19 protein-coding genes are annotated in these 19,375 nt (G+C 66.7%); 9 read left to right on the top strand and 10 right to left on the bottom strand.

The window, feature by feature from the left end:
* Positions 1-77 precede the first annotated feature (77 nt).
* Together V7778_RS16185 and V7778_RS16180 are read left to right on the top strand one after the other, a co-directional pair.
* On the top strand, positions 78-1,001 hold the full coding sequence (locus V7778_RS16185; protein WP_335557103.1) for a cation diffusion facilitator family transporter: 924 nt from the start codon (positions 78-80) through the stop codon (positions 999-1,001).
* Positions 1,002-1,069: 68 nt separating this feature from the next.
* A complete protein-coding gene (locus V7778_RS16180) occupies positions 1,070-1,999 on the top strand; it encodes an NAD(P)/FAD-dependent oxidoreductase (protein WP_335557101.1) in 930 nt (309 codons plus the stop codon).
* Between the two features lie 94 nt (positions 2,000-2,093).
* Here the strand turns inward: V7778_RS16180 and V7778_RS16175 are convergent, their stop codons facing one another.
* The 6 genes from V7778_RS16175 to V7778_RS16150 form a co-directional block, all read right to left on the bottom strand.
* A complete protein-coding gene (locus tag V7778_RS16175) occupies positions 2,094-2,726 on the bottom strand; it encodes a hypothetical protein (RefSeq protein WP_335557099.1) in 633 nt (210 codons plus the stop codon).
* Positions 2,723-3,655, bottom strand: a complete 933-nt coding sequence (locus V7778_RS16170) for an MlaD family protein (RefSeq protein ID WP_335557097.1) — start codon at positions 3,653-3,655, stop codon at positions 2,723-2,725. The genes V7778_RS16175 and V7778_RS16170 overlap by 4 nt, the downstream gene beginning before the upstream one ends.
* Positions 3,656-3,687: 32 nt before the next feature.
* Positions 3,688-4,494, bottom strand: a complete 807-nt coding sequence (locus V7778_RS16165; protein WP_335557095.1) for an MlaE family ABC transporter permease — start codon at positions 4,492-4,494, stop codon at positions 3,688-3,690.
* Positions 4,495-4,680: 186 nt separating this feature from the next.
* Positions 4,681-6,918 carry a RelA/SpoT family protein gene (locus V7778_RS16160; RefSeq protein WP_335557093.1) on the bottom strand — a complete coding sequence of 746 codons (2,238 nt, stop codon included), beginning with the start codon at positions 6,916-6,918 and terminating at the stop codon, positions 4,681-4,683.
* Between the two features lie 6 nt (positions 6,919-6,924).
* Positions 6,925-7,275, bottom strand: a complete 351-nt coding sequence (locus tag V7778_RS16155) for a RidA family protein (protein ID WP_335557091.1) — start codon at positions 7,273-7,275, stop codon at positions 6,925-6,927.
* A 37-nt stretch (positions 7,276-7,312) separates the two neighbouring features.
* Positions 7,313-8,191: an alpha/beta fold hydrolase gene (locus V7778_RS16150; RefSeq protein WP_335557089.1), complete on the bottom strand. Its 879-nt coding sequence runs from the start codon at positions 8,189-8,191 to the stop codon at positions 7,313-7,315.
* A 126-nt stretch (positions 8,192-8,317) separates the two neighbouring features.
* Between V7778_RS16150 and V7778_RS16145 the strand changes: the two genes are divergently transcribed.
* From V7778_RS16145 to V7778_RS16125, 5 genes are all read left to right on the top strand, one after another.
* Complete coding sequence (locus V7778_RS16145; RefSeq protein WP_335557088.1) at positions 8,318-9,112, top strand: 3-hydroxybutyrate dehydrogenase; 795 nt, start codon at positions 8,318-8,320, stop codon at positions 9,110-9,112.
* Between the two features lie 148 nt (positions 9,113-9,260).
* A complete protein-coding gene (locus V7778_RS16140) occupies positions 9,261-10,544 on the top strand; it encodes a metal-dependent hydrolase family protein (RefSeq protein WP_335557087.1) in 1,284 nt (427 codons plus the stop codon).
* Between the two features lie 121 nt (positions 10,545-10,665).
* Complete coding sequence (locus V7778_RS16135; protein ID WP_335557085.1) at positions 10,666-11,967, top strand: dicarboxylate/amino acid:cation symporter; 1,302 nt, start codon at positions 10,666-10,668, stop codon at positions 11,965-11,967.
* A gap of 135 nt (positions 11,968-12,102) precedes the next feature.
* Positions 12,103-12,498, top strand: coding sequence for a BlaI/MecI/CopY family transcriptional regulator (locus V7778_RS16130; protein ID WP_335557083.1), 396 nt, complete (start codon positions 12,103-12,105; stop codon positions 12,496-12,498).
* On the top strand, positions 12,495-13,751 hold the full coding sequence (locus tag V7778_RS16125) for a M56 family metallopeptidase (protein ID WP_335557082.1): 1,257 nt from the start codon (positions 12,495-12,497) through the stop codon (positions 13,749-13,751). Before V7778_RS16130 ends, V7778_RS16125 begins: the two co-directional genes overlap by 4 nt.
* Positions 13,752-13,868: 117 nt before the next feature.
* Here the strand turns inward: V7778_RS16125 and V7778_RS16120 are convergent, their stop codons facing one another.
* Entirely contained in the window at positions 13,869-14,519 is a 651-nt protein-coding gene (locus tag V7778_RS16120) for a 3-oxoacid CoA-transferase subunit B (RefSeq protein WP_335557080.1), read from the bottom strand.
* 19 nt (positions 14,520-14,538) lie between these two features.
* Positions 14,539-15,237 (bottom strand): CoA transferase subunit A, encoded by a 699-nt coding sequence (locus tag V7778_RS16115; protein ID WP_335557077.1) that lies wholly within the window; start codon positions 15,235-15,237, stop codon positions 14,539-14,541.
* A gap of 244 nt (positions 15,238-15,481) precedes the next feature.
* Here V7778_RS16115 and V7778_RS16110 point away from each other — a divergent pair, with 244 nt between their 5' ends.
* Positions 15,482-16,042 carry a PAS and helix-turn-helix domain-containing protein gene (locus tag V7778_RS16110; protein ID WP_335557175.1) on the top strand — a complete coding sequence of 187 codons (561 nt, stop codon included), beginning with the start codon at positions 15,482-15,484 and terminating at the stop codon, positions 16,040-16,042.
* A 150-nt stretch (positions 16,043-16,192) separates the two neighbouring features.
* Here the strand turns inward: V7778_RS16110 and V7778_RS16105 are convergent, their stop codons facing one another.
* Both V7778_RS16105 and V7778_RS16100 read right to left on the bottom strand, forming a co-directional pair.
* Entirely contained in the window at positions 16,193-16,615 is a 423-nt protein-coding gene (locus V7778_RS16105; RefSeq protein ID WP_335557075.1) for an acyl-CoA thioesterase, read from the bottom strand.
* Between the two features lie 40 nt (positions 16,616-16,655).
* Positions 16,656-17,432, bottom strand: coding sequence for an SDR family oxidoreductase (locus V7778_RS16100; RefSeq protein WP_335557073.1), 777 nt, complete (start codon positions 17,430-17,432; stop codon positions 16,656-16,658).
* A 173-nt stretch (positions 17,433-17,605) separates the two neighbouring features.
* Here V7778_RS16100 and V7778_RS16095 point away from each other — a divergent pair, with 173 nt between their 5' ends.
* Positions 17,606-19,282 (top strand): electron transfer flavoprotein-ubiquinone oxidoreductase, encoded by a 1,677-nt coding sequence (locus V7778_RS16095; RefSeq protein WP_335557072.1) that lies wholly within the window; start codon positions 17,606-17,608, stop codon positions 19,280-19,282.
* Positions 19,283-19,375 lie beyond the last annotated feature (93 nt).

The raw sequence follows: 19,375 nt of genomic DNA, 5'->3' as shown, positions 1-19,375 counted from the left end.
TTGCCTGGCAGCCCCAGCCACGCCGGAGAGACGGCTTTGCTTTACACTAGCGAATTGTCCAGATCAACGCGTATTACATGACATCCCGGCCCGTCGACCCTTCCCACCTGCACGCCCACCTCGACGGCGACGCGCGCCATTCCCACACCATCGAAGGACGCAGCCAGAAGGCATTGTCGGTCGCCCTCGTCCTGACCCTGCTGTTCGCCGTGATCGAGGTCGTCACCGGCTTCATCTCGAATTCGCTGGCACTGATCTCGGACGCCGGCCACATGGTGACCGACGCCGCCGCCCTCGGCCTGGCCCTGCTGGCCCAGCTGATCGCCAAGCGCCCTCCTTCGGCGCGCCATTCCTTCGGCTTCGTGCGCGCCGAAGCGCTGGCCGCCTTTGTGAACAGCCTGGCGATGCTGGCCCTGGTCGCCTGGATCGGCTGGGAGGCCGTGCAGCGCCTGCTGCATCCGGAACCCGTACAGGGCGGCATCGTCCTGGTGGTCGCCGTCATCGGCGCCGGCATCAACCTGCTGGTGGCCTGGGTGCTGTCGCGCGACAATACCAGCATCAACACCCGCGCCGCCCTGCTCAACGTGATGGGCGACCTGCTGGGCTCGCTCGCCGCGATCGCCGCCGGCGTCATCATCTATTTCACCGACTGGTACCGGGTCGACCCCATCCTGTCGGTCTTCGTGTCGCTGCTGATCCTCAAGTCGACCGTCGGGATCCTGCGCGAGTCCTACCACTTCCTGATGGAAGGCGTCCCGCACCAGATCGACTACCTGCAGGTCGGCAACGACATTGCCGGGATCAAGGGCGTGCTGTCGGTGCACGACTTGCACGTGTGGGACATGTCGCCGGGCGAGCCGGCCCTGATCGGCCACCTCGAGATCCATTCGCTGGAAGAATGGCCATCCGTGCTGGAGGCGGTGCGCGCCATGCTGCGCACACGCCACGGCATCGACCACGTCACCCTGCAGCCCGAGGCGGCCGGCGGCAAGTCCCTGTAAGCCGGCTCTTACCAGCCGCTGAGGAAGACGCCGATTGGCGGGCCGCCTGTGGTCCGGATAATCGGCGCATGGACTTCGACCACACCGTATTCGACACCCTGATCGTCGGCGGCGGCCCCGGCGGCCTGACGGCCGCCGTCTACCTGCGCCGCTTCACCCGCAACGTGGCCCTGGTCGACAAGGGCCACAGCCGGCTGGGATGGATCCCCGTCTCGCACAACTATCCAGGTTTCCCCGAGGGAATCAACGGCAAACAGCTGCTGGAGAACCTGCGCGCCCAGCTCGCCAATTACGGCGGCCATGTGATTCCCGGCGAAATCACAAGCCTGCGCGTCGAGGACGGCCTGTTCGTGGGCGAGTGCGTGGGCCCGGACGGCGACCTGACCGAGCTGCGCGCCCACACCGCGCTGCTGGCCACCGGCGTGGCCGACGCCGGCATGCCGGTCGAGCGCTGGGACGAGGCGGTCGCCGGCGGCGCGGTGCGCCTCTGCCCCGTCTGCGACGGCTTTGACGTCATCGACAAGCGCATCGGCGTCGTCACGTCCGAAGTCAACCCGGTCGGGCACGCGCTGTTCATGCGCACCTTCAGCAAGGACGTCCTCCTGTTCGAGCGCAGCGCGGAATCCACCATCAACGACGAGGAGCGGCGCCAGCTCGACGCGGCCAACGTGCGCCTGGTCGGCTCGCCGCTGGTGGGCGTGACGATGAGCGAGGACCTGAAGCCGGTCCTGCACACGGCCGACGGCGAGGACTATCCCTGCGACGTGTTCTATCCGATGCTGGGCGAGACCGCCCGCTCGGACCTCGCCGCGGCGCTGGGCGCCGAGACGGTGGAGTGCCGCAAGCTGCTGGTGGACGACCACCTGCGCACCTCGGTGCCGGGCCTGTACGCCATCGGCGACGTCACGCGCGGGCTGAACCAGATCGCGGTCGCGACCGGGCAGGCGGCGATCGCGGCGACCACCATCCACAATACCCTGCCCTGGTCGCTGCGCTGAACCCCGGGCTTGCGCCGCCAGCACGTCGTTCCGGCGAAGGCCGGAAGTTGCAGGCGCCAGTGGCGCGTAGGACGGTTTTGCGGGTAGCGACGAGCTAGCGCTGGCCGGACGCCAACGCGATCCGCTTGCGGACCTGCTCCAGCGCCGCCGTATCGCCGGCTTTCTCGGCGCGCTGGGCCTGCACGCCCAGCCAGGTCAGCAGCGGGCGGCGCCAGCCCTGGTGCGAGGCCGTGTCGACCGCCTGCGCGATGCCCTCGGGCGTGATGCGTCCCGCCTTGAACAGCGCACCCGCCGCCACCAGGCGCGCGAGCGGATCGACCACGGTGCCCAGCTGGCCGCCCGCCAGCACCGGCCGGTGCTGCTCGGGCAGCAGCGCCGCGTTCAAGCCGTCCCAGCGGCCGGCCAGGTAATCGGCATAGGCGCGCTGCGCGGGCGTGGCGTCCGCTGCCAGCGCGGCATAGCCGGGGCAGTCCTCGAACACCAGGCTGGCCGCCTGGGCCGCGCAGCGCACCAGCTCGACCTGGGCCACGTGGTCGACCCGGCCGGTGGCCGTGGTTTCCATGCGCGCGCGGCGGAACTCGGCCTCGGCGGCGGCGCTGTTGCCCTTCAGGTAATCGTCGGTAAAGGCGTCGAGCGAACCCTTGGCATTGGCCTGCCAGTCCGGCGGCAAGGGCTTGCTGCCGCAGCCGGCCAGCAGCGCCAGGATGAGGATGGGTGCGAATCTCATGGCAGCTTGATCTCCTGGTTGCTGCGGGCGAAGGGCCACTTGCGGTTGATCTCGTCGACCAGGCGGTTCACCTTGCGCAGGCTGGCGTCGACCTCGCCACGCAGCGCGCCCAGGTCCTGGGTGGCCACGCGCGCATTGGCGCCCACCGCCTGGGCCTCGACCAGCACCGCGTCCACCTTCTTCAGGGTCTCGCTGGCGTCCTTCAGCACCACGTGCAGCTGCTGGATGGCGGCCTGGCTGTCGTCCATGACGCCGTTCTTGCCGAACACGCGCGTATCGGCCTTGGCCAGGATGGTGTTCACGCGGTCGAGGGCCTCCCCCAGCTTGCGCGCCTCTTCGTCGCCGCCCAGCACGCCCCCCAGCACGCCGTACTTGCCCGACATGCGGCCGGTCACGGCCTGGAGGTTCGCCAGGCTGGCGTTGATGTCCGATTCGGCCGCGGTCATGGTTTCCAGGTTTTCCAGCAGCGCGCGCGCGGTGGCGACGATGCGCGGAATCTCGGCGGTGGCGTCGCCGCGCAGCACGGTGCGGGTGGAATTCGGCGGCAGCGGCGGGTCGTTCAGCAGGCCCGTATAGGCGCGCAGCCGGGTCTCGCCGACGATGCTCGACTCCAGGGTGAACACGCTCGAGGTGCGCAGCCACTTGGCGTCCTTGCTCTGGACGTCGACCTGGATCTGCACCTTGCCGTCGTCGGCCAGGTCGACCTGGCGCACGCGCCCGATCGGGAAGCCGGCGAAGCTCATGTCCATGCCCGGGATGACGCCGGAAGAATCGTCGGTAACCAGGGTCAGGCGCTGGGTCGGTTCGAACACGCCCCGCGCGTACATCACGTACAGCACGAAGCCGGCGATCAGGGCGCCGACCAGCACCAGCAGGATGATGGCCTTGGCTTCGACATGGGCTGGTTCGTCGGGTTCCGCTTCGGTCATGGACTTCCTTTGCTTTGTCTAGAAATATCGGATCAGATGTACTTCAGGGCGAGCGAGGCGGCCTCGATCACCAACAGCACGAACAGAAGGCGCAACGCTCCCGGCTGGACGGTGGAGACGACGCGGCGCGGGTAGCGCTGCAGTTCCAGGATGGCGGCGGTCGGGATCAGCGCCACGGCCAGGCCGAACAGCACGGTCTTGAGCACGAAGCCCGCGGTCACCACCGGCTCGAACACGCGTCCCACCGTACGGGTATAGTCGGCCACGCCCCAGGGCGAGAGGCCGTAGACGTTCAGGTAGGCCAGCACCAGCACGACGGTCGAGGTGACCATGGCGAGGCTCAGGACCGCGACCGCGTTGGCGATCAGCTGGGGCACCAGGTCGCGCCGCACCCGGCGCAAGGCTTCGTCGCCGGCGGCCTGCGGCGACAGCCCGGCGCGCGCCAGGCCCAGGGCCGAGGCGTCGAAGGCCATGCCGGCGCGCAGGGCCACGAACATCGCGGCCGAGAGGGGAATCAGTTCCAGCACCAGCACCCGCACCACCATCTCCAGCGCGTAGTGCGACAGGCCATAGCTCTTGGCCGTGACCAGCACGATACGGATGATGACCAGGCCGACCAGGGCCGAGGCGAGCGTGAACCAGGGCAGCACCTGCCAGGTGCTGGCATAGATGTAGCGCGAGGCCGCCAGGCGGTTGGCGCGGTGATAGGTCGAGGGCGACAGCGCCATCACGATGGCGACCGCGCCCAGGTGGACCATGTACCACCAGCTGCGCAGGTAGCGCGCCAGGGCGAGGCCCCACAGGCTGGGGCGGGCTGTCAGGTTGAGGGTTCGGCGCATGGGGGGAATGATACTGCTTTAGCAACGGTTTGCGCGGGTTGGTGACAACTGGATACGTTATGGGCTGCGGTGAGAAACTTCGGTTCCCGCCAAGGGGGCCGCCGAGGCGGGGGATGACGGTCTCACGGCTACGTAAATGTGAACGTCATCCCCGCGCAGGCGGGGACCCAAGTTTGCGTGCGAACCTTACTGCCTCCTCGCCTCCACCACCCCCGACACTTCCCCGATCGCCCCCAGCGCCTTCTGCAGCTGCGCGGTCGACCCGATCTCCGCCGTGAACACCATGCGCGCCTGTCCCTTGCTGCTTTGGGTATTCACCCCGGTCACGTTGATCTTCTCGCGCGAGAACACCTCGGAGATGTCGCGCAGCAGGCCCTGGCGGTCCTGGGCCAGGATGAACAGGTCGACCGGGTACACGGTCTCGCTGCCCGCCAGCCCCCACTCGGTCTCGATCACCCGCTCCGGCGCCTTGGCCCGCATCTCGGCGAAGTTCTTGCAGGTGAGGCGGTGGATCGACACGCCCTTGCCGCGCGTGACGAAGCCCACGATGGGGTCGGGCGGAGCGGGCTTGCAGCACTTGGCCAGCATCGTCATCAGGCCTTCCGTCCCCACCACCAGTACGCCGGACTTGGCGCCCTGCTCCACACTCGAGGCGCGGCTCTTGCTGATGACGGCCGCGTCTTCCTGCGGCGGCGGCTCGCCTTCGTGCAGGGCGGCTTCCACATGGCGCAGGCTGAACTTCTCCTTGCCGACCTGGATGAAAAGGTCGTCCACCTTGGCGAAGCCCAGCTTGTGCGCCAGCGCTTCCAGGTTGACCGCGGTCTTGCCCTCGCGCTGGAGCGACTTCTCGACCAGCGCCCGGCCCTGGGCCAGGGTCTCGGCGAGCTCCTGGGCGTGGAACCAGGCGCGGATCTTGGTGCGGGTGCGGCTCGACACCGTGTAGCCGGGGCTGACCCAGTCGCGCGACGGGCCCTGGCTGCCGCTGCCGCCCTTGGCGGTGATGATCTCGCAGGTCTGGCCGTTCTTCAGCGGGGTGTTGAGCGGCACCATGACGCCGTCGATCTTGGCGCCGCGGCAGCGGTGTCCGACCTCGCTGTGCAGGTGGTAGGCGAAGTCGATCGGCGTGGCGCCCACCGGCAGCTCCAGCACCCGCGCCTGCGGCGTCAGCACGAAGATGCGGTCGTCGAGCGTGGCGGCCTTGAGCTTTTCCACCCATTCGCGCTGCAGGTCTTCCTGGCCGGCGACGACGTCGGCGACGTCGCTCTTCCAGGCCAGCAGCTGGCGCAGCCAGGCGATCTTCTCGTCGTACTTCTGGCTCTTGAAGTTGGAGCCGCCCTCTTCCTTGTAGCGCCAGTGGGCGGCGATGCCGTATTCGGCGAAGTTGTGCATCTCCTGGGTGCGGATCTGCACCTCGAGCGGGCGCCCGTCCTCGGCCGTCACCACCGTGTGCAGCGACTGGTAGCCGTTCGGCTTGGGGCGGGAGATGTAGTCGTCGAATTCCTTGGGGATCGGGGTCCAGATATTGTGGACCACGCCCAGCACGGTATAGCAGGTCTTCACGTCCGGCACGATCACGCGGAAGGCGCGCACGTCGTACAGGTCGGTGAAGTCGAGCTCCTTGCCGCGCATCTTGTTCCAGATGCTGTAGATGTGCTTGGGCCGGCCCGACACCTCGGCCTTCACGCCGGCCTGCGCGAGTTCCTCCTGCAGACGGGCGATCGAGGAGGCCACGAAGCCTTCGCGCTGCATGCGCTTCTCTTCGAGCATCTTGGCGATGCGCTTGTAGGTCTCGGGCTCGATGAAGCGGAAGGACAGGTCTTCCAGCTCCCACTTGAGCTGCCACACCCCCAGGCGGTTGGCCAGCGGCGCGTAGAAATCCAGCACCTCGCGCCCATAGGCGCGGGTGACCTCGTCGAAGCGCTTCTGGTCGGCGAAATAGCGCAGGCTGGCCGCGCACGAAGCCAGGCGCATCAGCACCACGCGCATGTCCGAGGCCATCGCCAGCAGCATCTTGCGCAGGGTTTCCACCTGCTGGGCGGCCTGCTGGGCCGCGTTCTTGCCGCTGCCCACCGGCGCCTGGACCGCGGTCAGGTCGCGCAGGCGGATCAGCTGGAACTGCCCGCGCACCAGGTCCGCCACTTCCTTGCCGAAGCGTTCCTCGAGCTTGTCGGCGGCCGCCGGGTCGAAGATCGCCAGCTCGAACAGCAGGCCGGCGATGCGGGTCTCGGTGTCGGTGCGCAGGTAGGCCAGGGTGCCGGCCACGCCAAGCGAGAACTCGAAGGCGTTCTGGCCGGAACTGGCGAGGCGCTCGCCGTAGGCCTCGGCGGCATGGTCGAGCGCGCCGTGCACGCGCGCGCAATCCTCGGGGCTGAGTCCCTGGACCAGCTGGGCCCTGGCGTCGCCGAGTGCGGCGGTCGATACCATGCCGGCTTAGCGCAGGGCGGCGGTGATGCAGACCTCCACCAGGCATGCGGGATTGGCGAGCTTGGCCTCGACGGTGGCGCGCGGCGGGGTGTGGCCCTGGGCGACCCATTCGTCCCATACCGCGTTCATGCCGGCGAAGTTGGCCATGTCGGAGATGAAGATCTGGCACATCAGGATGCAGGACTTGTCGCTGCCCGCCTCGCCCAGCAGGCGGTCGACGTGGGCCAGCACCTCGCGCATCTGGCCATCGATGCCCTGGGCGGTGTCTTCGGCGATCTGGCCGGCCAGGTAGACGGTGCCGTTGTGGATGGCGATTTCGGAGAGGCGCTTGCCGACGTGGATACGTTTGATTTCCATGGTTGCTTTCGTAAAGTTGGCTGGGGCTAGGCGCCCGTCAGCCGATCAAGAATTCTCGCGCGATGGCGATCTGGTTTGGCTGGATGAAGGTCGGCGCATGGCCCACGCCCGCGATCTCGACCAGGCGCGGCTTCGGGCCACGCCTGGTCATCTCGGCCGCGGTCTCGCGCGACAGCAGGTCGGAGTGCTCGCCGCGCACCAGCAAGGTGGGGCAGCGGATGGCGTCCCAGGCGGCCCACAGGGCCGCCTCGTCGCCGGCCGCGCGCTCGGGTGTGATGGCCTTGAACGGCTGGGCCAGGCCCAGGTCGTAGTGACGCACCCACTGGCCGTCGTCCTGGCGGCGCAGCACGTCGCTGGAGAGCTTGAGCCACTCGTCGTCGGTGTGCGGACCGAAGGACAGCGACACCGCCTTCACGTATTCCGCCCCCGCCTCGAAGCTGGGGAAGCGGATGTCCTGGCCGATGTACTCGCCGATGCGCTGCAGCGCCGCCTGGTCGAGCACCGGTCCGATGTCGTTGAGCACCATGCGGCTGATGGGCGTGCCTTCGAGCGAGGCCAGCACCATGCCGATCAGGCCGCCCATCGAGGTGCCGAGCCAGTGCACCTCGCGCGCCTCGCCGGGGGCGGTGACGCGCGCGATCAGGGTGACCATGTCGGACACGTACTGCGGGATGACGTAGTGGGCGGGGTCGCGCAGCCGGTCCGAACGGCCGCGGCCGACCACGTCAGGGCAGACCACGCGGTATTCGCCGCACAGGGCGCGCGCCAGGTGGTCGAAGTCGTCGCCGACGCGGGTCACGCCGTGCACGCAGACCAGGACCTTGGGGTTGAGGGGATCGCCCCACTCCTTGTAGGCGACCCGGTGCAGGCCTGCAGGCGAACTGCACTGCACGCTCTTCAAGCTGGGTTCAGACATGGGGCCGCTCCATATGACAAGATTAATCACTTCTCTACACCGCAATGCAACATTCTACCCGCCGTTGCGATTAGAATTCTACCAATTCCGAGGAAGCTTCCCGATCACCTTCACATAGAGGACACAATGGATTCGAAGATGTTAGTTGGCAAGACCGCTCTCGTGACCGGCTCGACGTCCGGCATCGGCCTGGGCATCGCCCGCAGCCTGGCCGAACAGGGCGCGAACATCGTGTTCAACGGCTTTGGCGACGCCCAGCAGATCGAGAAGCTCCACACCGACATCGGCGCCGAGTTCGGTGTCCAGACCGCCTACCATAACGCCGACATGTCCAGGCCGGACCAGATCGAGGCCATGATGAAGTTCGCGGCCGACAAGTTCGGCGGCGTCGACATCCTGGTCAACAATGCCGGCATCCAGCACGTGGCCCCGGTCGAGGAATTCCCGATCGAGAAGTGGGACGCCATCCTGGCCATCAACCTGAGCTCGGCCTTCCACACCACCCGCCTGGCCCTGCCAGGCATGAAGCAGAAGAACTGGGGCCGCATCATCAACCTGGCCTCGGTCCACGGCCTGGTGGGCTCGGCCCAGAAATCCGCCTACGTCGCCGCGAAACACGGCCTGGTCGGCTTCACCAAGGTCACCGCGCTCGAAACCGCGCACACCGGCGTCACCTGCAACGCCATCTGCCCGGGCTGGGTCCTGACCCCGCTGGTCCAGAAACAGGTCGACGACCGCGCCGCGCGCGACAAGCTGAGCAACGACGAAGCGCGCCGCGCCCTGCTCGCGGAAAAGCAGCCCTCGGGCGAATTCGTCACCCCGGAAGAACTGGGCGCGCTGGCCGTGTTCTTCTGCAGCCCGGCCGGCAGCCAGGTGCGCGGCGTGGCCTGGAACATGGACGGCGGCTGGGCGGCGCAGTAGGAATTTCGTCACCGTGACCGCAGGGTGGGCGGCTTGTGATGGAGGGCAGATCATCGTGCTCGGGAGCGGTGCCGGCATCTATCACCGCGTGGGCGGGAGACCCGCCCACCCTACATGCCCCCATCACAATAACAAGGGGACAACCACCATGCGGACCTGGGCCACGACCCTCGCACTCACCCTCGCCTTCCTTTCCACATCCAGCCAGGCCGCCGGCCAGCGCCCCATCCTCCTGACGCCGGACCGCGTCTGGACCGGCGAAGGCGCACCCCAGCGCGGCTGGGCCGTGCTGGTCGCGAACGGCCGCATCGAGGCCGCCGGGCCGGCCGGCACGATCCATGCGCCCCGGGACGCCGAGCGCATCGCCCTGCCGGGCCAGACCCTGATCCCGGGCATGATCGACCTGCACTCGCACGTGCTGCTGCACCCGTATAACGAAACCACCTGGGACGACCAGGTGATCAAGGAGCCGGTCGCCTACCGCATCGTGCTGGCCGCGAAGCACGCCGCCGACACCCTGCAGGCCGGTTTCACCACCCTGCGCGACCTGGGCACCGAGGGCGCGGACTACGCCGACGCCGGCATCAAGCGCGCCATCGAGGAAGGTGTGGCGCCCGGTCCGCGCCTCCTGATCGCCACCCGCGCCATCGTGGCCAGCTACAGCTACGGGCCGGCGGAAAAGACCTACCGCCCCGACATGGAACTGCCCTACGGCGCCCAGCCGGCCACCGGCATCGACGAAGTCACGAAGGCGGTGCGCGAGCAATCCGCGCGCGGCGCCGACTGGATCAAGTTCTATGCGGACTACCGCACCGGCATCGACGGCAGCGCACGCCCGACCTTCACCCTGGAAGAGATGAAGGCGATGGTCGCCGCCGCCCACGTCAGCGGCCGCAAGGTGGCGGCCCACGCCAGCAGCGACGAGGCGATCCGCATGGCGGTGCTGGCCGGGGCCGACACCATCGAGCACGGTTACGGCGCCTCGGAAGCCACCTTCAAGCTGATGGCCCAGCGCGGCACGGCCTATATCCCGACCTTGACGGCGCCGGAAGCGATCGGCGAGTACCTCCAGAAGCACGTGCGTGGCGCTGCGCCGACACCGGCGATGGCGCAGGCCCACGCCGCATTCCGCCTGGCGCGGCGCCTGGGCGTGACCATCGGCCACGGCAGCGACGTCGGCGTGTTCGCGCACGGGACCAATGCGCGCGAGCTGGCCTGGATGGTCAGGCTCGGCATGACGCCGCTCGAAGCGATGCGCGCGGCGACCGGCGTGGCGGCCGGCATCCTGGGCAAATCGAAGGAGCTGGGCGCGATCAAGCCGGGCATGCTGGCCGATCTCGCCGCCGTCGACGGCAACCCGCTCGAGGACATCGGCGCCGCCGCGAACGTACGTTTCGTGATGAAGGGCGGCACGGTCTACCGCCGCCCTTGAGCGCTGCGGCGCCTGTCGTCCCAGGGCGACAGGCCCGTGCCCGCCTGCGGATTTCCACAATAGCGACGCGCGGGCGATTCAACGAAGATGGCCACATCACCAACCTCGTTGAAGAGTTGTCATGAAAAAGCCATTCTATAAAATCCTGTATGTCCAGGTGCTGTTCGCCATCTTCGTCGGCGTACTGCTCGGGGTGTTCCACCCTGAACTCGGCACCAAGATGAAGCCCTTGGGAGACGGCTTCATCAAACTGATCAAGATGATCATCGCCCCGGTGATCTTCTGTACCGTGGTCGCCGGCATCGCCGGCATGCAGGACATGAAAAAGATCGGCCGCGTCGGCGGCAAGGCCCTGCTCTACTTCGAGGTCGTCTCGACCTTCGCCCTGGCCATCGGTCTGGTGGTGGCCAACGTGGTCAAGCCGGGCGCCGGCTTCAACGTCGACCCGGCCCACCTGGACACCAAGTCGATCGCCCAGTACACCGAGAAGGCGCACAGCCAGAGCACGGTGGACTTCATCATGAACATCATCCCGAACACCTTCATCGATGCCTTCGCCAAGGGCGACATCCTGCAGGTGCTCCTGATCGCGATCCTGTTCGGCTTCTCGCTGTCGATGATGGGCGAGCGCGGCCGCCCGGTGACCAAGCTGATCGAGGACTTCTCGCACGTGATCTTCGGCGTCGTCAACATCGTCATGAAGGTCGCCCCGGTCGGCGCCTTCGGTGCGATGGCCTTCACCATCGGCAAATACGGCCTCGATTCGCTGCTGCCGCTGGCCAAGCTGATGGGTTCCTTCTACCTGACCTGCTTCCTGTTCGTGGTGGTGGTGCTCGGCGCGATCGCCAGGATGACCGGCTTCTCGATCTTCAAGTTCATCGCCTACATCAAGGAAGAACTGCTGATCGTGCTGGGCACCAGCTCCTCCGAGAGCGCCCTGCCGGCCCTGATGCGCAAGCTGGAAAAGCTCGGCTGCTCCAAGCCCGTGGTGGGCCTGGTGGTCCCGACCGGCTACTCCTTCAACCTGGACGGCACCAACATCTACATGACCATGGCCGCCTTGTTCGTGGCCCAGGCAACCAACACCGACCTGACGCTGACCCAGGAACTGACCATCCTGTTCGTGGCGATGCTGACCTCGAAAGGCGCCTCGGGCATCACCGGCGCCGGCTTCATCACCCTGGCCGCGACCCTGGCCGTGGTGCCGACCATCCCGGTGGCGGGCATGGCCCTGATCCTCGGCATCGACCGCTTCATGAGCGAATGCCGCGCCCTGACCAACTTCGTCGGCAACGGCGTGGCGACGGTGGTGGTGTCGAAGTGGGAGAAGGAGCTCGATACCAATCGCATGCACGAAGTCCTGGACGGCCGTGTGGCGGTCGAGGACGACAAGCGCCTGCACGAAGTGCGCGAAGCGGCCTGACAGGCGCGTTCCCGCCCCTCCCAGAAACCGCGCCAACCGGCGCGGTTTTTTTATGCGTTCCGCCTGAAGAAAGTTGTAGACATATCGGTCTAGACCAACTACTCTAGTAAGCATTCAAGCCTACGAGAGGATGCCATGCCCCGCCACGCCGACGCGCCCAAGCCCACGCCCGCCGAACTCGATCTGCTGCAAGTGCTGTGGCCGATGAGTTCCGCCACGGCCAAGCAGGTGCACGAGGAAATGCTCAAGGAGCGCCCCGACGTCACCTATGCCACCGTGCTGCGCCTGATGCAGGTGATGCACGGCAAGGGACTCCTGATCCGCGACGAGAGCGAACGCTCCCACGTCTACGCACCGGCCCATGCGCGCGACGCCCTGCAGACCAATTTGCTGAAGGACCTGATGCAGCGCGCCTTCGCCGGCTCGGCCAAGGCCCTGGTGCTGGCCGCGCTCAAGAGCGGCATCTCGAAGAAGGAGCGCGACGAGATCGAAAGGCTGCTCAAGGAAGACAAGCCGGAGGACAAGGCATGAGCGCCGGCGCCGTGATGGCCGCCCTCGGCTGGACCCTGGTCGACTTCCTGTGGCAGGGCGCGCTGGTCGCGGGCCTCACCGCGGCCGTGCTCGGTCTCCTGCGCCATGGGCGCCCCGAGCAGCGCTACCTGGCGGCCTGCCTGGGACTGCTGGCCTGCATCCTGTGGCCGGCGGCGACGCTGGCGCAGCGCCTGCACAGCGCCGGGGCCGGCAGCCCGGTCGCCTTCCTGCGCGCGGGGCCAGGCCGGGGCGATGCCGCGGGCGGGCCGGGATGGGAAGCCTTCGTCCAGGAACACCTGGGCTGGATCGTACTCGGCTGGGCGGTGTGCGCCGCCCTGCTCTCGCTGCGCATGGTGGCTGGATTGCTGTGGATCCGCCGCGCGGCCGCCCGCGAACCGAGCGACCCGCTCTGGCAGGCGCGCCTGCAGCGCCTGGCCGGGCAGTTCGGCATCGCGCGCAGCGTCAGCCTGCGCGTGGTCGGGCACCTGGCCAGCCCGGTCACGGCCGGCTGGTGGCGCCCGGTGGTGCTGGTGCCCGCTTCGCTGGTGTCGGGCATGGCGCCCAACCTGCTCGAGGCGCTGCTGGCGCACGAACTGGCCCATATCAAACGCCACGACTACCTGGTGAACCTGGCCCAGAACGTCGTGGAAACCCTGCTGTTCTATCACCCGGCCGTGTGGTGGCTGTCGCACCGCATCCGCACCGAGCGTGAGCAGATCGCAGACGATGTCGCAGCAAGGATACTCGGCGAACCGCGGCGCCTGGCCCTTGCGCTTTCCGAACTGGAAAAACTCCAGTTCTCAACCCACCACCTGGCCCAGGCGGCCAACGGAGGAGATCTTATGTCACGCATCACACGCTTGCTACGTCCCGAGTCGCGGGGTTCGAACTGGAAGGCGGCCATTCCCGCGCTGGGACTGGCGGTCATGAGCATCGGGCTGTTTGCCCATGCCGCGCCGGCCAAGCCGGCCAAGCCGGATACCGAGGCCCTGGTGGACTTCCAGTCCTGCCCCAAGCCTGCCTATCCGAAGGAGTCGATCGCCAAGAGCCAGACCGGCACCGTCAGCCTGAGCTTCCTGATCGGCGTCGACGGCAGGGTCAAGGACACCAAGGTGATCCAGTCGGCGGGCTACCCGGCGCTGGACGAGGCGGCGCGCAGCGCGCTGACGGTGTGCCGGTTCTACCCGGCGCGCACCGCCGGCTTGCCGGTCGAGGCCTGGACCAAGGTCCGGTATGTCTGGTCCTTGCAGTAAGCAGGAATAAGAACACAGGAATGAGAACACAGGAATAAGAACAGCCCGGACGAGGACGCTCGCCGGGCTGTTCATGTGGTCTACCCCGATGGGCGGCGCGAGCCGCCCGTTTGCGTTCTAGACCGTCGCGACGTCCAGCTCGCAGCCGGTCGCGGCCAGCACCTGCTCCTTGGTGACGCCCGGCGCCAGCTCGACCAGCATGAGGCCGGTGTCGGTCACGTCGATCACGCCGAGGTCGGTGATGATGCGGTCCACCACGCCCACGCCGGTCAGCGGCAGGTCGCACTTCTTGAGGATCTTGTGCGAGGTCGAGCCATCCTTGGCGGTGGCGACGTGTTCCATCACCACGACCACGCGCTTGACGCCGGCCACCAGGTCCATCGCGCCGCCCATGCCCTTCACCATCTTGCCTGGAATCATCCAGTTGGCCAGGTCGCCGCGCTCGGACACCTGCATCGCACCCAGGATCGCCAGGTTGATCTTGCCGCCGCGGATCATGCCGAAGGAATCGGCCGAGCTGAAGTAGGCGGCGCCCGGCAGCGCGGTCACGGTCTGCTTGCCGGCGTTGATCAGGTCGGCGTCCACTTCGGCCTCGCGCGGGAAGGGCCCGATGCCCAGCAGGCCGTTTTCCGACTGCAGGAAAACTTCCATATCGTTCGGAACGTAGTTCGCCACCAGGGTCGGCAGGCCGATACCCAGGTTCACATAAAAACCGTCCTGCAGTTCCTTCGCCGCGCGCGCGGCCATTTCATCACGAGTCCATGCCATGTTCTGTCTCCGATTGATCTTAGTTGGCGCGCACGGTGCGCTGTTCGATGCGCTTTTCCGGCGTCGGATTGTGGACGATGCGGTGCACGAAGATGCTCGGGGTGTGCACCTGGTCCGGATCGATCTCGCCGATCTCGACCAGCTCTTCGACTTCCACGATGCAAACCTTGCCCGCGGTGGCGACGTTCGGGTTGAAGTTGCGGGCCGTCTTGCGGAAAATCAGGTTGCCCGCCTTGTCGGCCTTCCATGCCTTGACCAGCGACACGTCCGGCACCAGGGCGCGTTCCATCACGTAGTGTTCGCCGTCGAATTCGCGGGTTTCCTTGCCGTCGGCGACGATGGTGCCGTAGCCGGTCTTGGTGAAGAAGGCCGGAATGCCGGCGCCGCCGGCGCGCAGCTTCTCGGCCAGGGTGCCCTGCGGGGTGAATTCGAGTTCCAGTTCGCCGGCCAGGAACTGGCGCGCGAATTCCTTGTTCTCGCCCACATAGGACGAAATCATCTTCTTGATCTGGCGCGTCTCCAGCAGCTGGCCCAGGCCGAAGCCGTCGACGCCGGCGTTGTTCGAGATCGCGGTCAGGTTCTTCACGCCCGAATCGCGCAGCGCCGCGATCAACGCCTCAGGAATGCCGCACAGGCCGAAGCCGCCGACGGCGATGGTCTGGCCGTCCGCAACGATACCGGCCAGGGCCGATGTCGCATCAGGATACACTTTGTTCATACCCGTCCCTTTTATAAGTTATTGAGCGCAATACAAATCCCCGTGGCGGCGTTGCATCGCCTCGCCGTACCACAGTACTGTCTTCGGCGACGCGCCTTGCCCCGAGGCTTAGGAATGCGCTCACCGCCGAACAGCTCTTCTATACTGCAAGAGTAGATTCTCAGCATAAAATAGCCCGGACCGAAGCACAATACCGTAAAAATACGGCCAGACCTCCATGAACATTGCCGTCGACCTGCCTCAGATGAACGCCCCCTATACCATCGACTACGAGATGATCTTCCAGCACGCGCCCGTGGGCATGTGCGTCTCGGTCGATCGCGTCATCCAGTCCTGCAACGAGGCGCTGGCGGGGATGTTCGGCCACGCGCGTGGACAGCTCGAGGGACAGTCGTTCAGCGTGCTCTACCCGACCATGGACGAGTTCCTGCGCACGGGCGACCGCATCGTTCCCATCATGAATGCCAAGGGGCGCTATTCGGACGAGCGCATCATGCGCCGTGCAAACGGCGAGCTGTTCTGGTGCCACGTGACGGGGCGCGCCCTCGATTCCTCGCAGCCCTTGGGCGCGGGGGTGTGGACGTTCGAGGACGTGAGCGAGAAGCGGCCGGTGACGGCGGAGCTGACGCCGCGCGAGCGCGAGATCGCGGCCTTGCTGGTCGAGGGGAAGACCAGCAAGATCATTGCGCGGGAGACCGACTTGTCGCCGCGGACGGTGGAGATGCACCGGGCCAGCCTGATGCGGAAGTTCTCGGCATCCACTTCGTCGGAGCTGGTGCACAAGCTGGTGGGGGTGGCGAGGTAGGGGCTGCGGTGGAAAACTTGGGTCCCCGCCTTCGCGGGGATGACGTGCCATGGAACGTGTCCGAAGTTGCTTACGTGGTTTACGGGCGGAAGCGATCAACGTCATCCCGGCGCAGGCCGGGATCCAAGTCCGTTGTTCAGCCGAACCGCATCACCCGGTAACCGGCAGCTGCTCCCTGAACGCCTCCGGCAACGGCGCCGACTTCTGCTTCGCGAAATCCACCCACACGACCTTGGCCAGTCCTTCGGCATGCAGCTCGCCCGCTTCCCCGTCCGCCCCCACCAGGCGGATCTCGTGCGAGACCTCGACGCTGGAGCGGCCCGGCGGCGCCACGAAGGTGCGCACCTCGATCTCGGCCGGATAGGTCAGCTGCTTCAGGAAACTCATCGAGGCGGCGACGATCACCGGCCCTTCCCCGCGCGGATCGGGCAGGCCGCCCACGCTTTCCAGCCACGCGATGCGGGCCGATTCGATGTACCGGAAATAATTGGTGTTGTTGACGTGACCCATGGCGTCCATGTCACCCCAACGGATAGGCATGCGCATCGCATGCACGAACTTCTTACTGCTCATTGCGTCCTTTTACGTACTTGGTCTGTTACTGCGACCTCTGTTACTGCGCCGTCATTCCGTCATCGGCCGTGATGATGGCGCCGTTGATAAAGTGGGCTTCCTCCGCCGCCAGGAGCAGCAGCAGCCCGTCGAGGTCTTCCGGCTTGCCTGGGCGCTTGCGCGGCAGCCCGTCGATCAGCTTGCGCCCCTGTTCGGTATCGAAATAGTCCTCGTTCATTTCGGTCGAGATGTAGCCCGGACAGATCGCATTCACGTTGATCCCGTACTTGCCCCACTCGACCGCCATCGCCTTGGTCATCTGCACCACGCCGGCCTTGCTCATGCAGTACACGCCGATCTGGGGCAGCACGCGCAAGCCCGCCACCGACGCGATGTTCACGATGCGGTGCTGCTTGCGCGGGTCGCCCTTGGCGCGCGCGATCATGCGCTTGGCGGTCTGCTGGGCCACGAAGAAGGCGCCGCGCAGGTTGGTGTCCATGATGTAGGCGTAATCGTCCTCGGAGACGTCCAGCAGCTTCTGGGTGGCCGACACCCCCGAGTTGTTCACCAGGATGTCGATCGGGCCGGCCTCGGTCTCGGCGTGCGCGATGGCCGCCTTGATGCTGTCCAGGTCGGTGACGTCGAGGCGCACCACGTGGGCCGCGCCGCCGTCGGCCTCGATCTCGGCCCGCAGTTCCTTGAGCCGCTCGACCCGGCGCGAGGCCAGCACCACCTGGGCGCCCGCCCCCGCCAGCGCTTTTGCGAAGCGCGCGCCGAGCCCGCTGGACGCGCCCGTGACCATTGCAATCTTGCCTTCGAAATTGACTTCAATCCCCACGGATGGCTCCCTCGGCGCACTGCGCATGACCTTGTTGCGAAGCCATCATCATTACACAAAACATCAGTATTAGATTGCCGCATCCAATAATGCCCGTAAAATGGCGGCGGAGTTGCATTCGGGACCAAAAAAAGGCACACTCGTGCTTAAATTTATTTCTTCATATAAAAACCATGACAGAGCCAACCAACATTCTTGAACAATACGGGCCGCGCGAAGCGATGGAGTACGACGTCGTCGTCGTCGGCGGCGGCCCCGCGGGCCTGTCCGCGGCGATCCGGCTCAAGCAGCTGGCCGCGGAAAAAGGCCACGACGTGTCGGTCTGCGTTCTGGAAAAAGGCAGCGAAGTCGGCGCGCACATCCTGTCGGGCGCGGTGATGGATCCGCGCGCGCTGGACGAGCTGATCCCGGACTGGAAGGAAAAGGGCGCGCCGCTGAACACCGCCGTCACCGAAGACCGCGTGCTGTTCCTGACCGAGACCAAGTCCTATGCCACCCCGTCGTTCGCGATCCCGAAGGCGCTGACCAATCATGGCAACTACGTGATCTCGCTCGCCAACGTGGTGCGCTGGCTGGGCCAGCAGGCCGAGGCGATGGGCGTCGAGATCTTCCCCGGCTTCCCGGCCGCCGAGATCCTGTACAACGAGGACGGCTCGGTCAAGGGCGTCGCCACCGGCAACATGGGCGTCAAGCGCGACGGCGAGCCGGGTCCGGACTTCCAGCTCGGCATGGAGCTGCACGCCAAGTACACCCTGTTCGCGGAAGGCTCGCGCGGCCACCTCGGCAAGCAGCTGATGGCCAAATACGACCTGAACAAGGGTAAGGACCCGCAGACCTACGGCATCGGCATCAAGGAGCTGTGGGAGATCGATCCGTCCAAGCACAAGCCGGGCCTGGTGATCCACACCGCCGGCTGGCCGCTGGACAACAGCACCTATGGCGGCTCCTTCCTCTACCACCTGGAAAACAACCAGGTCGCGGTCGGCTTCGTGGTGGGCCTGTCCTACCAGAACCCCTACCTGTCGCCCTACGAGGAATTCCAGCGTTACAAGACCCACCCGGCGATCCGCCACTTCTTCGAAGGCGGCAAGCGCATTTCCTACGGCGCGCGCGCCATCACGGCAGGGGGTTTGCAATCCTTGCCGAAGACCGTGTTCCCGGGCGGCGCCCTGATCGGCTGCGACGCCGGCTTCCTGAACACCAGCCGCATCAAGGGCAGCCACGCCGCGATCAAGACCGGCATGCTGGCCGCCGACGCCGCCTACGAGGCGCTGGCCGCCGGCCGCCAGGCCGATGAGCTGAGCAGCTATCCGGCCGCCTTCGAGCAGTCCTGGCTGCACGAGGAGCTGCACATCGCGCGCAACTTCAAGCCCTGGATGGCCAAGGGCCTGGTGCTGGGCACGATCATGACCGGCATCGACCAGATCGTCTTCCGCGGCAAGGCGCCCTGGACCCTGCGCCACAAGCACGCCGACCACGAAGCTTTGCGCCCGGCCTCGCAGTTCAAGCCGATCGTCTATCCGAAGCCGGACGGCAAGCTGACCTTCGACCGCCTGTCCTCGGTGTTCATCTCGAACACCAACCACGGCGAAGACCAGCCGGTGCACCTGACCCTGAAGAACCCGGGCGTGCCGGTGGACGTGAACCTGGCCACCTACGCGGGACCGGAACAGCGCTACTGCCCGGCCGGCGTGTACGAGTTCGTCAAGACCGACGAGGGCAAGGACCGCCTGCAGATCAACGCCCAGAACTGCGTGCACTGCAAGACCTGCGACATCAAGGACCCGACCCAGAATATCGTCTGGGTCACGCCGGAAGGCGGCGGCGGTCCGAACTACCCGAACATGTAAGGGTCGTTCCGCACCGCCCCGCCCGGGGCGGTGTATTTCCTTGGCCACATTTCTGCGGCTGAAAACTCCTTCTCCACGGCATGATTCCACTGC

Origin of the sequence: Massilia sp. DD77 (assembly GCF_036961685.1) — a bacterium.
In the GTDB taxonomy this organism is placed as follows: domain Bacteria; phylum Pseudomonadota; class Gammaproteobacteria; order Burkholderiales; family Burkholderiaceae_D; genus Telluria.
This window is presented reverse-complemented; position numbering and strand designations above follow the sequence as displayed.